Consider the following 14,749-nt stretch of genomic DNA (forward strand, 5'->3'; position numbering starts at 1 on the left):
TTGGAAAGTGAAGTCACGAGGTCGGAACGTCTTAGAAATAAAAGTCTACCCTTCCGGAGCTCCACGTCCGCGAACGATGGTCGCCGGCTCTCGAACCGGGTTTTGCCGCGATCGATCGGCGGTATCGTGCCGCGTTCGGTCTTGCTATTCGAAACTGGCAGGGGGAGTTTCGTTCACGATCCAAACCGGTTCCCGAGCACCGGTGGAATCGATCGGGCGGCGCTCGCGGGCGACGCTGGGACCGAACCCCGTGGAATCTCGCCCGGATGAAAAGACAGTTCCCCGCTGACGCCGAACACCCGGCAAATGCGAATCGCCGTTCCCAACAAGGGCCGCCTGCACGAGCCGACGATCGACCTGCTAGAGCGGGCGGGGCTCCACCTCGAGAACGGTGCCGATCGGAAACTCTACGCCGACACCGTCGATCCCGACGTCTCGGTGCTGTTCGCCCGCGCGGCAGACATCCCCGAGTACGTCGCCGACGGCGCAGCCGAGATGGGTATCACCGGCTACGACCAGGTCCAGGAGGCTCGCGTCGACGACGTCGCGGAACTGCTCGACCTCGACTTTGGCCGCTGTCGACTCGTCCTCGCCGCACCCGAGGACGGCGACATCCGCGCTGTCGAGGACCTGGCGGGCAAGACCGTCGCCACCGAGTTCCCGAACATCACCCGCGACTTCTTCGCCGATACCGGCGTCGAGCCCGACATCGTCGAGGTCTCCGGCGCGACGGAGCTGACACCCCACGTCGAGATGGCCGACGCGATCGTCGACATCACGAGCACGGGGACGACGCTGAAGATGAACCGGCTGGCCGTCGTCGAGGAGGTCCTCCAGAGTTCGGTCCGCCTCTTCGCCCGCGAGGACGTCCTCGAGGACCCGAAAGTTCAGGAGGTCCGGACCGCACTCTCGTCGGTCAAACACGCCGAGGGCAAGCGGTACCTGATGATGAACGTCCCCGAGGACCGACTCGACGAGGTGCGCGCGGTCATCCCCGGCCTCGGCGGACCGACGATCATGGACATCGCCAACGGCGGCGAGGAGAAGCTGGCGGTCCACGCCGTCGTGGACGAACGCGACGTCTTCGAGACGATCACCGAGGTCAAGAAAGCGGGAGCGAGCGACATTCTCGTGACCGAGATCGAACGCCTGGTCGAGTGAGACGCGTCCGCCGCGTTCGGGACGTGGCCTGATCGATCGATCGCACCCGATCGCGGCGACACCGGAACCGGGACGACTACTCCGTCCGGGCCGCGGGGTGTTCGAGGAGGGCCTCGCCGTCGAGGATCGACTCGACCGCCGCGAAGTTCGCACCCGACGAGACGACGCCCTCGTTCCGATCGTACGTTACGATCCCGCGGGACTCGAGCGCCGGCAGGTGTGTCCGGTGAAGCGAGACGTGGACGCGCTGGCGGAGTTCGTGGAGCGTCGTCACGGCCGTCGCGTCGTACTCGGCGTCGGCGAGACACGCGACCAGCCGCTGGACTGTGATCGGCACGTCCGCAGTGTGCACGCACCGGACGATCGCGCGCCGTCGGTCGCTGTCCAGGACGCGCCGAAGGTCGTCCTGCGAGAGCGATCGGCGGCGAACCGGGCCGGTACTGCTGGAAATCGGCCGGTTCGAACCGGGGTGGGCTCCGTCGGAGTGGATCGTCATGGGCAGGTGAGACTCATCGTTTTCGACCGGATAAACGGGGTCGCTCGTTTCGACGATCACGGCCAGTTTCGACCATTATCGCCGGATTAAACGGATCTAAACACACCAGAATCCGGGCGGATCGACGGGAAGTCGGATACAGCGGACGCAGCTGCGACCGGCGTTGGGACTCGATTCGAGACGCTGGCGTCGAGCGGACGCGAAAAACACACGCCGAAAACCGTTTCTGCCGGTCAATCGGGGCGAACGGTTCGGACGGCAGTCCGGGCCGATCGAGTCGCCGACCGATCGACGGAACCGGACCCACCGCGAGCGCGGGCGACAGCGCTGGTGGCGTCGGTTCGGGCCCGTCGCGACCGAACGAAGCGACGCTTCGTTACTCGAGCAGGCCGAGGTCCTCGAGCCGCGAGACGATCTTGTCGACGGCGTGCTCGGCGTCTTCGGGCTTCTTCCCGCCGGTAATGACGAGTTTCCCGGAGCCAAAGAGCAGGGCCACTACTTCGGGTTCGTCGAGGCGATAGACCAGGCCGGGGAACTGCTCGGGTTCGTACTCGATGTTCTCCAGTCCGAGACCGATCGCGATCGCGTTCAGGTTGAGATTCCGGCCCAGGTCGGCCGAGGTGACGATGTTCTGGACGACGATTTCGGGATCCTCGTTGACCTGGATCTGGAGTTCGCGGAGTTTGTCGAAGACGATCCGCAGACTCTCGTGCACGTCGTCGGTGCTCTTGGCACCGGTACAGACGATCTTCCCCGATCGGAAGATCAGCGCGGCGGATTTGGGGTTCTGGGTACGGTAGACCAGCCCGGGGAACTGCTCGGGATCGTAGTCGGCCCCCTCGAGGTCCATCGCAACGCTCTGGAGGTCCAGTTCCTGTCCGATACCGGTCGACGCCACCACGTTTTCGATGTTTATGGTGTCCTTCGGGTCCGTCATAAGTCGCTTAAAAAGACGTATTTAAGGTTTATAAAGGTTAGTACCGCCACCTGATATATCCGGTTTATACGTCCGGTCGGCCTGTACGGGTACAGCGAAATTAACCCGACACACCGACTGAGACGGCCAGTCTCCAGTATCGGTGACGGGAAAACTTCGGGAAAGCGGTAGGCTCATACCCGATCCGCGGCGACGAACTGACGTGTACCTCCTCGAACTCGGCGGCGAGGACGACGCCTTCGCGGCCCACGAGGCCGCAAGCGCCGCGGCCGACGTCCGCCGGATCGCCCCCGGACTGGCCGTCGCGAACGCGATCGACCCGGCCCGCGTCCGTGGACTCGCCTACACGCACCGCGCGAACGACCTCCTCGGGCGGACCGACGCCAGTCTCGAGAGCGCCCGCGCGCTCCTCGAGACGGCGCCGATCGATCGCGAGGGGACAGTCGCGGTGCGCGCGACGGACGTCCACGGCTCGACCGGCGTCAGCACCGAACGGGCGGAACGCGAACTCGGACAGGTGCTGGTCGATCGCGGCTTCGGCGTCGACCTGGACGACCCCGACCACCTGCTACGCGCGACGTTCTCCGCGGGCCGCCTCGCCGATCCCGGAACGAACGCGGCCGACGAGACGGGCGACCTCCTGACGCCCGCCGACGGCGACGAACCGATCGGCGAGCGCGTCTCGGTCTGTGCGCTGGGCTGGCTCGCGTCCGAGAGCGTCCGCGACTTCGGCACCCGCGCGCCTACCGACAAACCGTTCTTCCAGCCCGGCAGCATGGACCCGCTTCTCGCGCGGGCGGTCACCAACGTCGCGGGTGCCCGTCCCGGCGCGACGATCCTCGATCCGATGTGCGGCACGGGCGGGGTGCTCGTCGAGGCCGGCCTCGTCGGCGCGGACGTGATCGGTACCGACGCCCAGCGGAAGATGGTCGGCGGGGCCAGCGAGAACCTGGCCCACTACCTCGATCGCGACGAGCCGTCGCCGATCGGCGTCGACCGGGGGACGTGGCAGATCGCCCGCGGCGACGCGACCCGCCTCCCGCTCGTCGACGATTCCGTCGACGGCGTCGTCTTCGACGCCCCCTACGGCCGCCAGTCGAAGATCGCGACCCACCGCCTCGAGGACCTCGTGGCGGGAGCGCTGTCCGAGACCCGCCGCGTCGCCGATCGCGCGGTCGTCGTGGCCGATCGATCGTGGGCCGGGGAAGCGAGAGCGGCCGGGTGGGAACTCGAGGCGGCGTTCGAACGCCGGGTGCACCGATCGCTGACGCGGTACGTGCTGGTGCTCGCGTAGGCATCAGTCGTCCTCGACGTCCTCGCGCTCGATCGCCTCGACCTCCCACTCGTCGTCAGGAATCTCCGCCACCAGTTCGATTTCGAGTAGTCCGTCGCCGAGAAGCGACGACACGCCGATCATCGTGCTCGCCGGGTAGTGGGGGCGCTCGAAGAACTCCGCGCGAACCTCGTGGAGCGCTGTTTGACTCTCCCGCGAGAGGACCTCGTCGAGGACGTACCAGCGCGACTCGACCACGTGGTTCATGCCACCGCCGAGAATGTCGAGCGCCTCTTCGAGGTCTTCGAGGATCCTTCGGGTCTGTTCTCGAAGGTCCCCCTCGGATACCGTGAGGCCCGAGAAGACGACGCGACGATACCCCTCGCGTTCGGTCGCGACGGCGTAGGACATTTGCGGCTCGCCGATCTCGTCGGAGTCGATCGTTCCCCACATCCCAGGGAGGAGAGCGGTCTTTTTCACCTCGGCATTATTGTCAGTTCGCCTGAGGTAATTTCGCATCGGGGTCGGAACGATACCGGGGTCAGTCCTCGGACTCGCTCGCTCGTTCCTGCAACCGCCTCCCCTCTTCGCTCTCGACGGTGAGTTCGGGCACCGGAACCGGCTTCCCGTCCCCGTCGATCGCGACGAACGTGAACGAGGATGCGGTCGTCTTCTCGGTCTCGCCCGTCCGGGGCTCCTCGCGCCAGGCCCGCAGGGCGACGTCGACGCTCGATCGCCCCGCATCGTAGACGTATGCCTCGACGAGCGCCGTGTCGCCGATCCGAATCGGTCGCTCGAAGTCGAGTTCGTTCACCCGGGCGGTGACGCAGGTCTCGCCGGCGAAGCGCATCGCCGACATGGCGCTCACCTCGTCGAGCCACTTCATGAGGTTCCCGCCGTGGAGCGTGTCGTTATTGTTCGCATTACCTCCGAACGTAACGGTTTACACGAATTCGCCCGAATCTCGGGCGAATTCGTTCAACGACTTACGTTCGAAGGTAGTGGTTCGGCTGGACGCGGAATCGATTCCGGATGTGCGTCTCCAGGACTGTCGGCATACAGCCACGTGGTCCTGCAGGAAGGAGTAGCTAGCGTCGGTCCGGATCAGGCTCAAGAGCGGCGACGATCGACCGATGGCCGTCACTGGTCGGGTCAGTGGCGGCGGGACGTGGCCCGACCGGCGATTCCCGCACCAGCCAGACTCGCGCCGATTCCGACGAGCCAGACGATACCGTCACTGGCAGCGCCGATAGTTCGGAGGCCGACAATCGCGACCACGCCGATCACCAGTGCGGCGATCGCGCCGCGCCAGAGCGGATCGATCACGATCGGGCCGAGTCGACGGAGCAGGAACTCACTCGCGAGGAGCGCGATCACGAGCGAGCCGATCGCGAGCGGCAGGTAGCCGATCCGTTCGAGAACGGGAGGACCGCCGATCGCGAGCACGAGAAGTGGCTGTATCGCAAGCGTCGCCCAGATCCGATCGCTCCAGCCGAGAGCCCCAGCACGCCGTTCGGCGACGGCTGCGATCACGGCGATCACCCTCACCTGGCCCCGGTCCCGGACCTGGCGTCCCGACCCAGTTCCGCCAGCAGGTGTGAGACGTGAACCCGATCGCTCGTCCCCTCGTGCATCTCGAACTCGACGTCGGCGGCGAGGCGATGTACGCGAGCCAGTTTCTCGCCCTGGTACCGCTTGCGGGCGACCGCGAGGATCAGGTCGAGCACCTCCTGCCCGTCGAGGCCCTCGTCGACGAGCAGGTCGTCGAGCGTGCTCCGGGCGTCGGTAAAGTCGCCCGCCTCGGCGTCGTCGAGCATTTCCTCGACCTCGTCGTCGAGGCCGACGTCGCCGATCGTCTCGTAGGCCGCGCTCATCGTCAGTTCGCCGGCGTCCTCGACGGTCGTCTGGGCGGCCAGGATCGCCTGCCGGAGGTTGCCGTTCGCGTAGCCCGCGACGAACTCGAGGCCGTCGGCGTCGTAGTCGACGTCCTCGGCCTCGACGATCCGCTCGAGGACGGCGACGGTCTCCTCGCTCGAGGGCGCACGCAGGGAGACGGGGAAACAGCGCGATCGGATCGGCGGAATGAGCTTCGTCGGCTGGCGGGTCGCGATGATAAACTGCGTCGTCCGGTGGTGTTGCTCCATGATCCGGCGCAGGGCCTGCTGAAAGTCCTCGCGGACGTCCTCGGCGTTGTCCAGCAGGATCGTCTTGTAGTCGCCCGAGACGGGCGCGTAGCTGGCGGACTCCTTGAGGACGTGGTTGATCATGTCCCGCTTGGACATCGACGATCGGCCGACGAGGAAGGAGGCGAACCGGGGATCGTTCTTGATCTCGGTTTTGGTCCGGCCGAAGAAGTCGGCGACGTTGATCTCGACCAGGTCGTTGTCGGGGTCACCGCCGGACGACGTCCGGCGTGCTTCCGAGTCGTCCGACGACTCGGAAACCCCGTGGGCCTCACGGGCCAGTGCGCGCGCCGCCGCCGTCTTGCCGCTCCCGGGCGGCCCCTGCAGAACCAGGTTGATCGGCTCCTCGACGGCTCGCTCCAGGTACTCGCGAGCGTCGTCCTGTGGCAACTCGGCCAGCTCCGGGGCGTAGGTGTCGGTCCACAGCGGCGCGTCCATCGCCAGCGGATACGAACGGGACGGGTAAGAATCGGTCGGTTAGTCGTCGCTCGTCTCGTTGCCCGCGTCCGTCTCCGCTCTCGCGTCCGCGATCGTAAACGTCGTCTCGACGGGTTCGTTCTCGTACTCGATCGGACTCGCCGCGTCGACCTCGCCCGGATCGCCCGCATAGAGAGTAGCCGTCAGTTCGGCGTCTTCGTCGACGGTGGCGTTCTCGTCGAACTCCGCCGTGACGTTCGCGTATTCGCCGGGATCGAGTCCCTCGCTGGTCCCGACCACCGTGTCGCCGTCCTCGATCGCGACGAATCCCTCCTCGGGGATCGCGACGTCGACGGTGACGCCGTCGTCGTCGGCGTCGACGACCGACACGCTCGGGTCGGTGTGGAACTCGAGGACGATATCCGCGAGGGCGCCGTCGCCGTCGGTGTAGACGCCGACCGTCCGCTCACCGGGTGACAGTCCGGTCGTGTCGAGCGAGAAGGTCACCTCGCGGCTCTCGCCGGCGTCGAGGTCCACCACCTGCCGTTCGATGACCCGGCCGTCGATCCGGATGTCGACGTTTTGCTGGGTAGCGAACTCGGTCGGGTTGCGGACCTCGGCGACGACCTCGATCGTCTCGTTCGTCGTCGCCTGAGCCGGCGCGTCGATCGATTCGACGAGGAACGAGTCGCTGAACGGTCCCCCGTCGTCCGCCGTCGTCACCGTCGCGGTGTCGCTCACCGGGAAGCCGTCCGCGAGATAGGGGCGGTCCTCCTCGCCGTCGGATTCCCCGTAGGTGTACGTCTCGTCGTCGTCGGTATCCCGGTGGACCGTCGCGGTCATCTGCCCGACCAGTTCGGGGCCGCCCTCCGCCCGTTCGATCGTGACGTTCTCGTGCGTGCCGCTCTCGAGATACTCCGAGACGACGAGGGGTTCCTCGCCGCCGTCCGTGATGACGACGAACCCGCCATCCGAGAGCGAGACCTCGGCGATCTCGACGCTCGTTCCGTTACCCTGCTGGTCCTCGAAGGTGATCGACGCCTCCGGATCCTCGTCGACGCCGAAGATCGCGGGTGCCTGTCCGACCACGATGCCCGCAGCGAGGACGACAAGGATCGCGATCAGGATCGCGACGATTCGCTTGAGCGTGCCGAACTGCAGTCTCGAACTCATTGTGAGGGGATGGCAACGCGTCGTTGCACCACAATTGGGCTGCCACCGTGATAAATGACGCTTTCCGTTCTGGCTGGTGAGAACCCACCCGACTGTGCCGGCCGACGTCGAGTGGGACTCGATCGAGCGCCGCCGGTGCCAGCCACCGCCGATCGAGCGCCGACGGCCCCTCGCGACCGGGACCGTGAGGAGCCAATCCGAAGGCGGTTTAGCCACCGCCCGTCGACACCCCAACGATGCCACTGCGCGTGACGTTCCTGGGGACGGCCGGAGCGGTTCCGACGACCGATCGGAACCCGAGCGGGATCTTCGTCAGTCGCGAGGGTGAGGGGTTGTTGTTCGACGCCGGCGAGGGAACGCAGCGCCAGATGATGCGCTTCGGAACCGGGTTCTCGATCTCGCAGCTCTTCGTCACGCACCTCCACGGCGATCACGTCCTGGGGATTCCGGGGCTGCTCCAGACGATGGACTTCAACGACCGCGAGGAGCCGCTGGCGATCCACACGCCCCACGGCACGCGCCGCCAGCTGAAGTCGTTCGTGAACGCCCTCGGCAACCGACCCTCGTTTCCCGTGCGGATCTCCGAGGTCGGCGACGGCGACATCGCCTACCGGGCCGACGAGTACGAGGTCCGGGCGTTCGAGACCGACCACGACACCCGATCGGTCGGCTACGCCCTCGTCGAGGACGACCGCAAGGGCCGGTTCGATCGCGAGCGCGCAGAGGAACTGGGGGTTCCGGTTGGCCCCAAATTCTCTACGCTCCACGAGGGCGAGTCCGTCGAACTCGAGGACGGCACCGTCGTCGACCCCGAACAGGTCGTCGGCGACCCCCGCCCCGGCCGATCGATCGTCTACACGGGCGACACCCGGCCGACCGCGGCGACGATCGAGGTCGCGGACGATCCCGACCTGTTGATCCACGACGCGACGTTCGCGGACGACCGGGCCGATCGGGCCGCGAAGACCGCTCACTCGACCGCGCGGCAGGCCGGCGAGATCGCGAATCGAGCGAACGCGAAGCGACTGGCCCTGATGCACGTCTCCTCGCGCTACGCCGGACACACCGCGGACCACGAGGAACAGGCCCGCGAGGTGTTCGACGGCGAGGTGTGCGTGCCCGACGACGGGGACGAGGTCGAGATTCCGTACCCCGACCACGGCGATTGACGTGGTGCCTCACCCTTCGTAGAGGAGGCGACGGAGTGAGCGCGCCTTACTCGTGACCGTACACCGGCACTGGCTCGTACGGCTCCTCGAGGTACTCCACGTCCGAATCCGACAGCGAGATGTCGAGCGCTTCGACGGCCTCTTCGAGGTGTTCGACGCTCGATGTGCCGACGATCGGCGCGGTGACGTTCTCGTTCTCGAAGTGCCACGCGAGCGCGATCTGGGCCATCGTCGCGTCGTACTCGGCGGCCAGTTCCTGAACCCGTTCGTTGATCGCCTCGCTCGCGGGGAACTCGTGGTAGGGAACGCCCGCGTTGTCGATCTCGTGGCCGGCCCGGGTCGTGGTCCGGAACTCCTCGTGGGGCCGCGCGAGGTAGCCCGCGCCCAGCGGACTCCACGGCATCGTACCGACATCGTATTTTCGACAGACCGGGTACATCTCGCGCTCCTCCTCCCGATACGCGAGGTGGTAGAGGTTCTGCATCGTCTCGAAGGGGGCAAGGCCCTCCCGCTCGCTCACCCGCCGAGCCTCGAGGAACTGGTGGGCCCACATCGAAGAGGCGCCGACGTGGCGGACCTGCCCGCGGCGAACCGCGTCGTCGAGCGCGCGCATCGTCGTCTCGATCGGCGTGTCGGGGTCCCAGCGGTGGATCTGGTAGAGGTCGAGGGTGTCCATCCCGAGCCGATCGAGCGAGGCCGACAGTTCCTGCTCGATCGTCTTCCGGGAGAGGCCGCTCGCGTTCCGGTGGTCCTCGGCCCCGGGGAAGCGGACCTTCGAGGCGACGACCAGCCGATCGCGATCGTAGTCAGCGAGGACGTCGCCGAGGATCTCCTCGCTCTCGCCCGCCGAGTAGACGTTCGCGGTATCGAAGAAGTTGATGCCGAGGTCGATCGCGCGTTCGATCAGTTCGCGGCTCTCGTCCGCGTCCAGCATCCAGTCCCGGCCGCTCCCGAAGCTCATACAGCCGAGACAGATCTTGCTGACCTCCATCCCGGTCGAACCGAGGGTCGTGTACTCCATGCGTCAGCCACGGCGACGGCGGTCCTAATACTCGGGGGCGACGGCAATTTGTCCAGCCGGTGGAACCCGGCAAGATCGTGTGAACCCGCGCCGGATTTATACCTGCTTCGCCCCTATGCCCGCCCGTGAGTACGCGAACGAGTGCGCTCGAGGCAGTCGTCTTCGGTGTCGACGTCCAGAGCGGTGACGTGCGCGGCGACGCACCCTCCTACGCGCTGGTCGTCTACGACGGCGAGGACGTCAGCCGCGACGTCGTCACACACCGGAAACTCCGGCGACTGATCGACGACGAGGAGCCGGCGATCGTCGCGACCGACAACATGTACGAGCTTGCGGCCGACAAGGACCAGCTGATCCACTTCCTGGGATCGCTCCCGACCGGCACGAAGCTCGTCCAGGTCACGGGTGCCGAACAGCCCGAGCCACTCTCGCGCGTCGCGAAACGGCACGGCATCCCCTACGGGAAAGAGCCGATGAAAGAGGCCGAAGCCGCGGCCCGACTGGCCGCCCACAGCGTCGGCCAGGAGGTCTCCGCGTTCACCGACACGACCGAGGTCAAGGTCTCACGAGGCCGCTCCACGGGGAAGGGCGGCTGGAGCGAGGACCGCTACACCCGGCGCATCCACGGCTCGGTCAAGAAACGTGCCCGCGAGGTCGAGTCCGAACTGGACGCGGCGAACCTCGCCTACGAGACGGACGTCCGGGAAGCCTACGGCGGCTACGCCAACGCCGTCTTCACCGTCGAGGCGAAGCCGAGCGACATCCCAGTCTCGCGGAGCCGATCGGGAGACGTCCGCGTCGAGATCGAGCGCGAGCGACGGGACGGCATCGAGTTCCGTCCGCTGGCAAAGCGCCGCGACCACGTCGTCGTCGGGATCGACCCCGGGACGACGACCGCGGTCGCGATCGTCTCGCTCGAAGGGGCGGTGCTCGACGTCTGGAGTTCGCGCACGAGCGACACCGCCGACGTGATCGAGTGGATCGTCGAGCGGGGCCGCCCGGTCATCGTCGCCGCCGACGTGACGCCGATGCCCGAGACGGTCGAGAAGTTCCGCCGGAGCTTCGACGCCGCGGGCTGGACGCCCGCGACGGACCTTCCGATCGACGAGAAACAGCACCGGACGCGCGAACACCCCTACGACGACGACCACCAGCGGGACGCGATGGCCGCCGCGCTGTTCGCCGTCGACGCCCACGAGGACCAGTTCGAGCGGATCGCGCGGAAACTCCCGCCGGGGGTCGATCGAGGCGAAGTCACCGCCCGGGTCGTCGCCGGCGAGGAGAGCGTCGAGGCCGTCCTCACCGATCTAGAGGACGACGAGACTGACGACGAGGACGCGACCGAACACGAACCCCGCGAACTCACCGCGGAGGAAAAGCGGATCAAGGACCTGAAACGACAGGTCGATCGGCTCCAGTCCCACGTCGAGACCCTCGAGGGTCGACTCGAGGAGCGAGACGACCGGATCGACGACCTCGAGCGGGAACTCGACGCCGCCCGCCGGGAAGAGCGCAAAGAGGTGCGCCGGAACCGCGAGGTGAACCGACTCGAGCGGAAGGCGAACCGGCTGGAGCGCGAGCGCGACGAGGCCCGCGAGGACGCCGACGCGCTCGAGAAGAAGGTCGATCGGATGAAGGCCCTCTGGAAGCTCGACCACTCGAACTTCAGCGACGTCTCCGCCGAGAAGGAGGGGCTCGTCCCCGTCAAGGTCGTCGAGAAGTTCACGAAAGGCGCGATCCGCGAGGCCGACGAACAGTACGGCATCGCGCCCGGCGACGTCGTCTACCTGCGCGACGCCAGCGGCGCCGGTCGATCGACGGCCGAACTGCTCGCGGGCTTCGAACCGCGCGTCATCCTGAAAGACGGCGGGCTCTCCGAGATCGCCGACGAGATCCTCTTCGACGAGGAGATCCCGGTCGGCCCCGCCGGCGACGTCGCCATGCAGGAGGTCGACGAACTCGCCGTCGCCCGCGAGGACGACGTCGAGGCCGTCGTCGACGACTGGCACGACCGGGCCGCCGCCCGCAAGCGCGATCGGAAACTGGAGATGGTCGATCGGCTCATCAGCGAGCACCGGGCGGGCGATAACGAGGCGTAGCTGGCCCGTTCGAACCGGTACGGTCCTATTCTGGAGTTTCCACCGGCGACAGGGCCTGCGGAACCGCCTCCACCGCGACCCCCTCAGTCAGCACCGCCGGCTCGTCGACCGGGCCGTGCCGAACAGCGCGTGCGCGATGAACCCGATCGCGACGACGCCGAGCACGACCAGCGAGCGTTCGATCGCGATCGGCGTCGCGGAGCCGATCAGCGAACCGAGCCGAGGCTCGCGGCGATACGGACCAGCACGAGATCTGAGTCGTGTAGCAAGAAGCCCGGACGAACACGAGGAGAGCGAATCGATCGGTTCCTCGGGTCGATCGGTCGCATCACAGCGTCATTACCGGTCGCGTCACATCATCCCCCAGGCACCGAGCACGTTCGAGATCAGCGCCTTCACGACGAGACCGAGGCCGGCGAGGACGAGCGCCATCCCGACCGCGACGATCGGATCCGCCCAGGCGATCAGGCCGATGCCGGCGACGACGATCAGCAGTCCGACGATTCCGAGCGGGCCGAGATTCCGTATCATGGTCAGGTCTGGATACCCGACAGAAATAAACGGCGTGGTTTTCCCCGTCGGAACCGGTCGCGACGACGTGTGGCGGTTAGGAAGAGATCAGTAAAGGGTTAAACCGATCGAACGACAACGTGGGGCCATGAGCGACGACGAGGGCGGTCGCAAGAACCTCCGAATGCCGGAGGACGACGAGGTCTTCGCGACCGTCACGGACATGCTCGGGGCGAATCGCGTCAAAGTACGGTGTGCCGACGGGAAAGAGCGCACAGCCCGGATCCCCGGGAAGATGCAAAAACGCATCTGGATCCGCGAGGACGACGTCGTGCTCGTCGAGCCGTGGGACTGGCAGGACGAGAAGGCGGACATCACCTGGCGCTACGAGAAGAGCGAAGCCGACCAGCTCCGCCGCGAAGGCCACATTCAGTAACTCGCTTCTACCGACGCGCGACGATTCTCGAGGAACCCGATCGAGAGCGCCGCGTAGTCGAATCGCGCGGCGCGCGGGCGGTTATCGACCCGTGAGGCGGATCCGGACGGTTCCGACGCCGGGGACGGCGAATTCGGTCATCCGCCCGTCCAGTCGGCGGCCGAGCGCGGGGCCGCCCGTTCGCACGAGGACGACGGCGGCGGCGAACGCGCTGACGACCGCCAGTGCGTGGACGGGGTAGCTGATCGCGACGAGCAGTGCCAGCGTGAGGACGACGACGATGAAGCCGCCGATGATCGGGCCGGAACCGGCTCTCGTTCGATACGCGGGACGATCGTGGTGTGGGTATCTGATCGGTGTCATGGATGGGACTGTCGTCCGGAACCGGGGACGACTGGTTTCGGATCGAAATACGTCCTCGACCTATATAACATTTCATGTATCTGGTAAGAATAGGCAAGTGCTACCACGACACAGTATAGGATCCGAACTCAGACGGCTCTTACACCCACGCAACCACTGACATGGCAATCGTTCTCAACACACCATCAGGATTATATAATTGGCTTGCAGTAACTCCCGGATGGCGTGAAGCACTGCCCGGACCGCGGACTGATGGCGGTCCGTTCGCGCGTGAAGAATTACGACGGGCGGCGGCCGAACACCGAAACGGGATCCACTGCCGCCAGTACTGCAGCGACGGCGACCGGACCTACAGACCGGCGACGTCCTCGATCGCGTCGGTCAGCGCCTTGATCGACTCGCGGTCGTGTTCGCCCATGTGGCCGATACGGAACGTCTGCTCGCCGAGTTGCGAGCCGTACCCGTTCGAGAAGACCATGTCGTACTCCTCGCTGACGGCCTCGATCGTTGCGGCGACGTCGATCCCCTGCGTGTTCTCGATACAGCTCACCGTCTGGGACTCGTAGCCCTCCTCGGGGAACATCTCGAAGTGCTCGCGGGCCCACTCGCGCGTGTACTCGGCCATCTCCCGGTGGCGCTGATCGCGCGCGTCGTGGCCTTCCTCGAGCATGTGCTTCATCTGCTTGCGGTAGGCCAGCATGATCGGAATCGCGGGCGTGGAGTGGGTCTGGCCCTTGCGCTCGTAGTAGTCGATCGTCCGCTGGAAGCCGCCGTACCACGACGCCGAGTCGTTCTCGAGTTCGCGCTCGTAGGCGTCGTCGCTGACGACGCACACCGCCAGCCCCGGCGGCATGGCGAAGGCCTTCTGCGTGGACGCGAAGATGACGTCGATGCCGTGTTCGTCGATGTCGACGTAGTCGCCGCCCAGCGCCGAGACGGCGTCGACGACGAAGTACGTGTCCGGGTACTCCGCGACGACGTCGCCGATCTCCTCTACGGGATTGCGGACGCCGGTCGAACTCTCGTTCATCACGGTCGCGACGACGTCGTAGTGCTTGTCGCTCGATTCGAGTTCAGCGCGGATGTCCTCGGGCTTGATCGCCTGCCCCCACTCGTACTCCAGGCGGTCGACGTCCTTGCCCAGTCGCTCGGCCACGTTGGCGTGGCGCTCGCTGAAGCTCCCGCAGGTCGGGACGAGGATGTTCTCGTCGACGAGGTTGAGCGTCGAGGCCTCCCAGAACTCGGTGCCCGACGCCGTGAGGATGACGACCTCGTTGTCGGTGCCGAGGAACTCCTTCGTGTCCTCGACGATCGTCGTGTAGAGGTCAGTCATCCGGTCCATCCGGTGGCCGAACATCGGTTGGCTCATCTCCTCGATGACGTCCTCGCGCACCTCGGTCGGGCCCGGAATGTACAGCGTCTTGTCGGGATAGTCGTCTCTGTATTCGCGTTTCTCGGTCACGGAATCCACCTGAGTATAGCGTACTGGGTCGCGAGACGGTATGGTACTT

General features: G+C 66.4%; 15 protein-coding genes and 1 pseudogene. 5 read left to right on the forward strand and 11 right to left on the reverse strand.

Annotated features, from left to right (window positions below):
* Positions 1-306 precede the first annotated feature (306 nt).
* Positions 307-1,161, forward strand: a complete 855-nt coding sequence (hisG, locus tag MUN73_RS02215; protein ID WP_250138817.1) for an ATP phosphoribosyltransferase — start codon at positions 307-309, stop codon at positions 1,159-1,161.
* Between the two features lie 76 nt (positions 1,162-1,237).
* On the opposite strand, the gene MUN73_RS02220 is transcribed toward hisG, so the two are convergent.
* Both MUN73_RS02220 and MUN73_RS02225 read right to left on the reverse strand, forming a co-directional pair.
* A complete protein-coding gene (locus MUN73_RS02220; RefSeq protein WP_250138818.1) occupies positions 1,238-1,657 on the reverse strand; it encodes a DUF7344 domain-containing protein in 420 nt (139 codons plus the stop codon).
* Positions 1,658-2,033: 376 nt separating this feature from the next.
* Positions 2,034-2,594: a TATA-box-binding protein gene (locus MUN73_RS02225; RefSeq protein ID WP_006671604.1), complete on the reverse strand. Its 561-nt coding sequence runs from the start codon at positions 2,592-2,594 to the stop codon at positions 2,034-2,036.
* Between the two features lie 202 nt (positions 2,595-2,796).
* Between MUN73_RS02225 and MUN73_RS02230 the strand changes: the two genes are divergently transcribed.
* Positions 2,797-3,888 (forward strand): methyltransferase domain-containing protein, encoded by a 1,092-nt coding sequence (locus tag MUN73_RS02230; RefSeq protein ID WP_250138819.1) that lies wholly within the window; start codon positions 2,797-2,799, stop codon positions 3,886-3,888.
* 3 nt (positions 3,889-3,891) lie between these two features.
* Here MUN73_RS02230 and MUN73_RS02235 read toward each other — a convergent pair whose 3' ends face one another.
* The 5 genes and pseudogenes from MUN73_RS02235 to MUN73_RS02255 form a co-directional block, all read right to left on the reverse strand.
* Positions 3,892-4,347: a RidA family protein gene (locus MUN73_RS02235; RefSeq protein WP_250138820.1), complete on the reverse strand. Its 456-nt coding sequence runs from the start codon at positions 4,345-4,347 to the stop codon at positions 3,892-3,894.
* A gap of 61 nt (positions 4,348-4,408) precedes the next feature.
* Positions 4,409-4,925 (reverse strand): annotated as a pseudogene (locus MUN73_RS02240) (acyl-CoA thioesterase).
* Between the two features lie 94 nt (positions 4,926-5,019).
* Positions 5,020-5,400, reverse strand: coding sequence for a hypothetical protein (locus MUN73_RS02245; protein ID WP_250138821.1), 381 nt, complete (start codon positions 5,398-5,400; stop codon positions 5,020-5,022).
* Between the two features lie 11 nt (positions 5,401-5,411).
* A complete protein-coding gene (locus MUN73_RS02250) occupies positions 5,412-6,488 on the reverse strand; it encodes an AAA family ATPase (protein WP_250138822.1) in 1,077 nt (358 codons plus the stop codon).
* A 39-nt stretch (positions 6,489-6,527) separates the two neighbouring features.
* A complete protein-coding gene (locus tag MUN73_RS02255) occupies positions 6,528-7,640 on the reverse strand; it encodes a DUF7282 domain-containing protein (protein WP_250138823.1) in 1,113 nt (370 codons plus the stop codon).
* A gap of 236 nt (positions 7,641-7,876) precedes the next feature.
* On the opposite strand from MUN73_RS02255, the gene rnz reads away from it, so the two are divergent.
* On the forward strand, positions 7,877-8,809 hold the full coding sequence (rnz, locus tag MUN73_RS02260) for a ribonuclease Z (protein WP_250138824.1): 933 nt from the start codon (positions 7,877-7,879) through the stop codon (positions 8,807-8,809).
* Between the two features lie 46 nt (positions 8,810-8,855).
* On the opposite strand, the gene MUN73_RS02265 is transcribed toward rnz, so the two are convergent.
* Positions 8,856-9,830, reverse strand: coding sequence for an aldo/keto reductase (locus tag MUN73_RS02265; protein WP_250138825.1), 975 nt, complete (start codon positions 9,828-9,830; stop codon positions 8,856-8,858).
* A 125-nt stretch (positions 9,831-9,955) separates the two neighbouring features.
* Between MUN73_RS02265 and MUN73_RS02270 the strand changes: the two genes are divergently transcribed.
* Positions 9,956-11,929, forward strand: coding sequence for a DUF460 domain-containing protein (locus MUN73_RS02270; protein ID WP_250138826.1), 1,974 nt, complete (start codon positions 9,956-9,958; stop codon positions 11,927-11,929).
* A 351-nt stretch (positions 11,930-12,280) separates the two neighbouring features.
* On the opposite strand, the gene MUN73_RS02275 is transcribed toward MUN73_RS02270, so the two are convergent.
* Positions 12,281-12,460, reverse strand: a complete 180-nt coding sequence (locus tag MUN73_RS02275; RefSeq protein WP_250138827.1) for a DUF7470 family protein — start codon at positions 12,458-12,460, stop codon at positions 12,281-12,283.
* A gap of 127 nt (positions 12,461-12,587) precedes the next feature.
* Here MUN73_RS02275 and eif1A point away from each other — a divergent pair, with 127 nt between their 5' ends.
* Positions 12,588-12,875, forward strand: a complete 288-nt coding sequence (eif1A, locus tag MUN73_RS02280) for a translation initiation factor eIF-1A (RefSeq protein ID WP_250138828.1) — start codon at positions 12,588-12,590, stop codon at positions 12,873-12,875.
* 81 nt (positions 12,876-12,956) lie between these two features.
* Here eif1A and MUN73_RS02285 read toward each other — a convergent pair whose 3' ends face one another.
* Together MUN73_RS02285 and MUN73_RS02290 are read right to left on the reverse strand one after the other, a co-directional pair.
* Positions 12,957-13,238, reverse strand: coding sequence for a hypothetical protein (locus MUN73_RS02285; RefSeq protein ID WP_250138829.1), 282 nt, complete (start codon positions 13,236-13,238; stop codon positions 12,957-12,959).
* A 349-nt stretch (positions 13,239-13,587) separates the two neighbouring features.
* Positions 13,588-14,700, reverse strand: a complete 1,113-nt coding sequence (locus tag MUN73_RS02290; RefSeq protein WP_250138830.1) for a pyridoxal-phosphate-dependent aminotransferase family protein — start codon at positions 14,698-14,700, stop codon at positions 13,588-13,590.
* Between the last annotated feature and the right edge of the window lie 49 nt (positions 14,701-14,749).

This window comes from Halosolutus amylolyticus, assembly GCF_023566055.1.
Taxonomy (GTDB): domain Archaea; phylum Halobacteriota; class Halobacteria; order Halobacteriales; family Natrialbaceae; genus Halosolutus; species Halosolutus amylolyticus.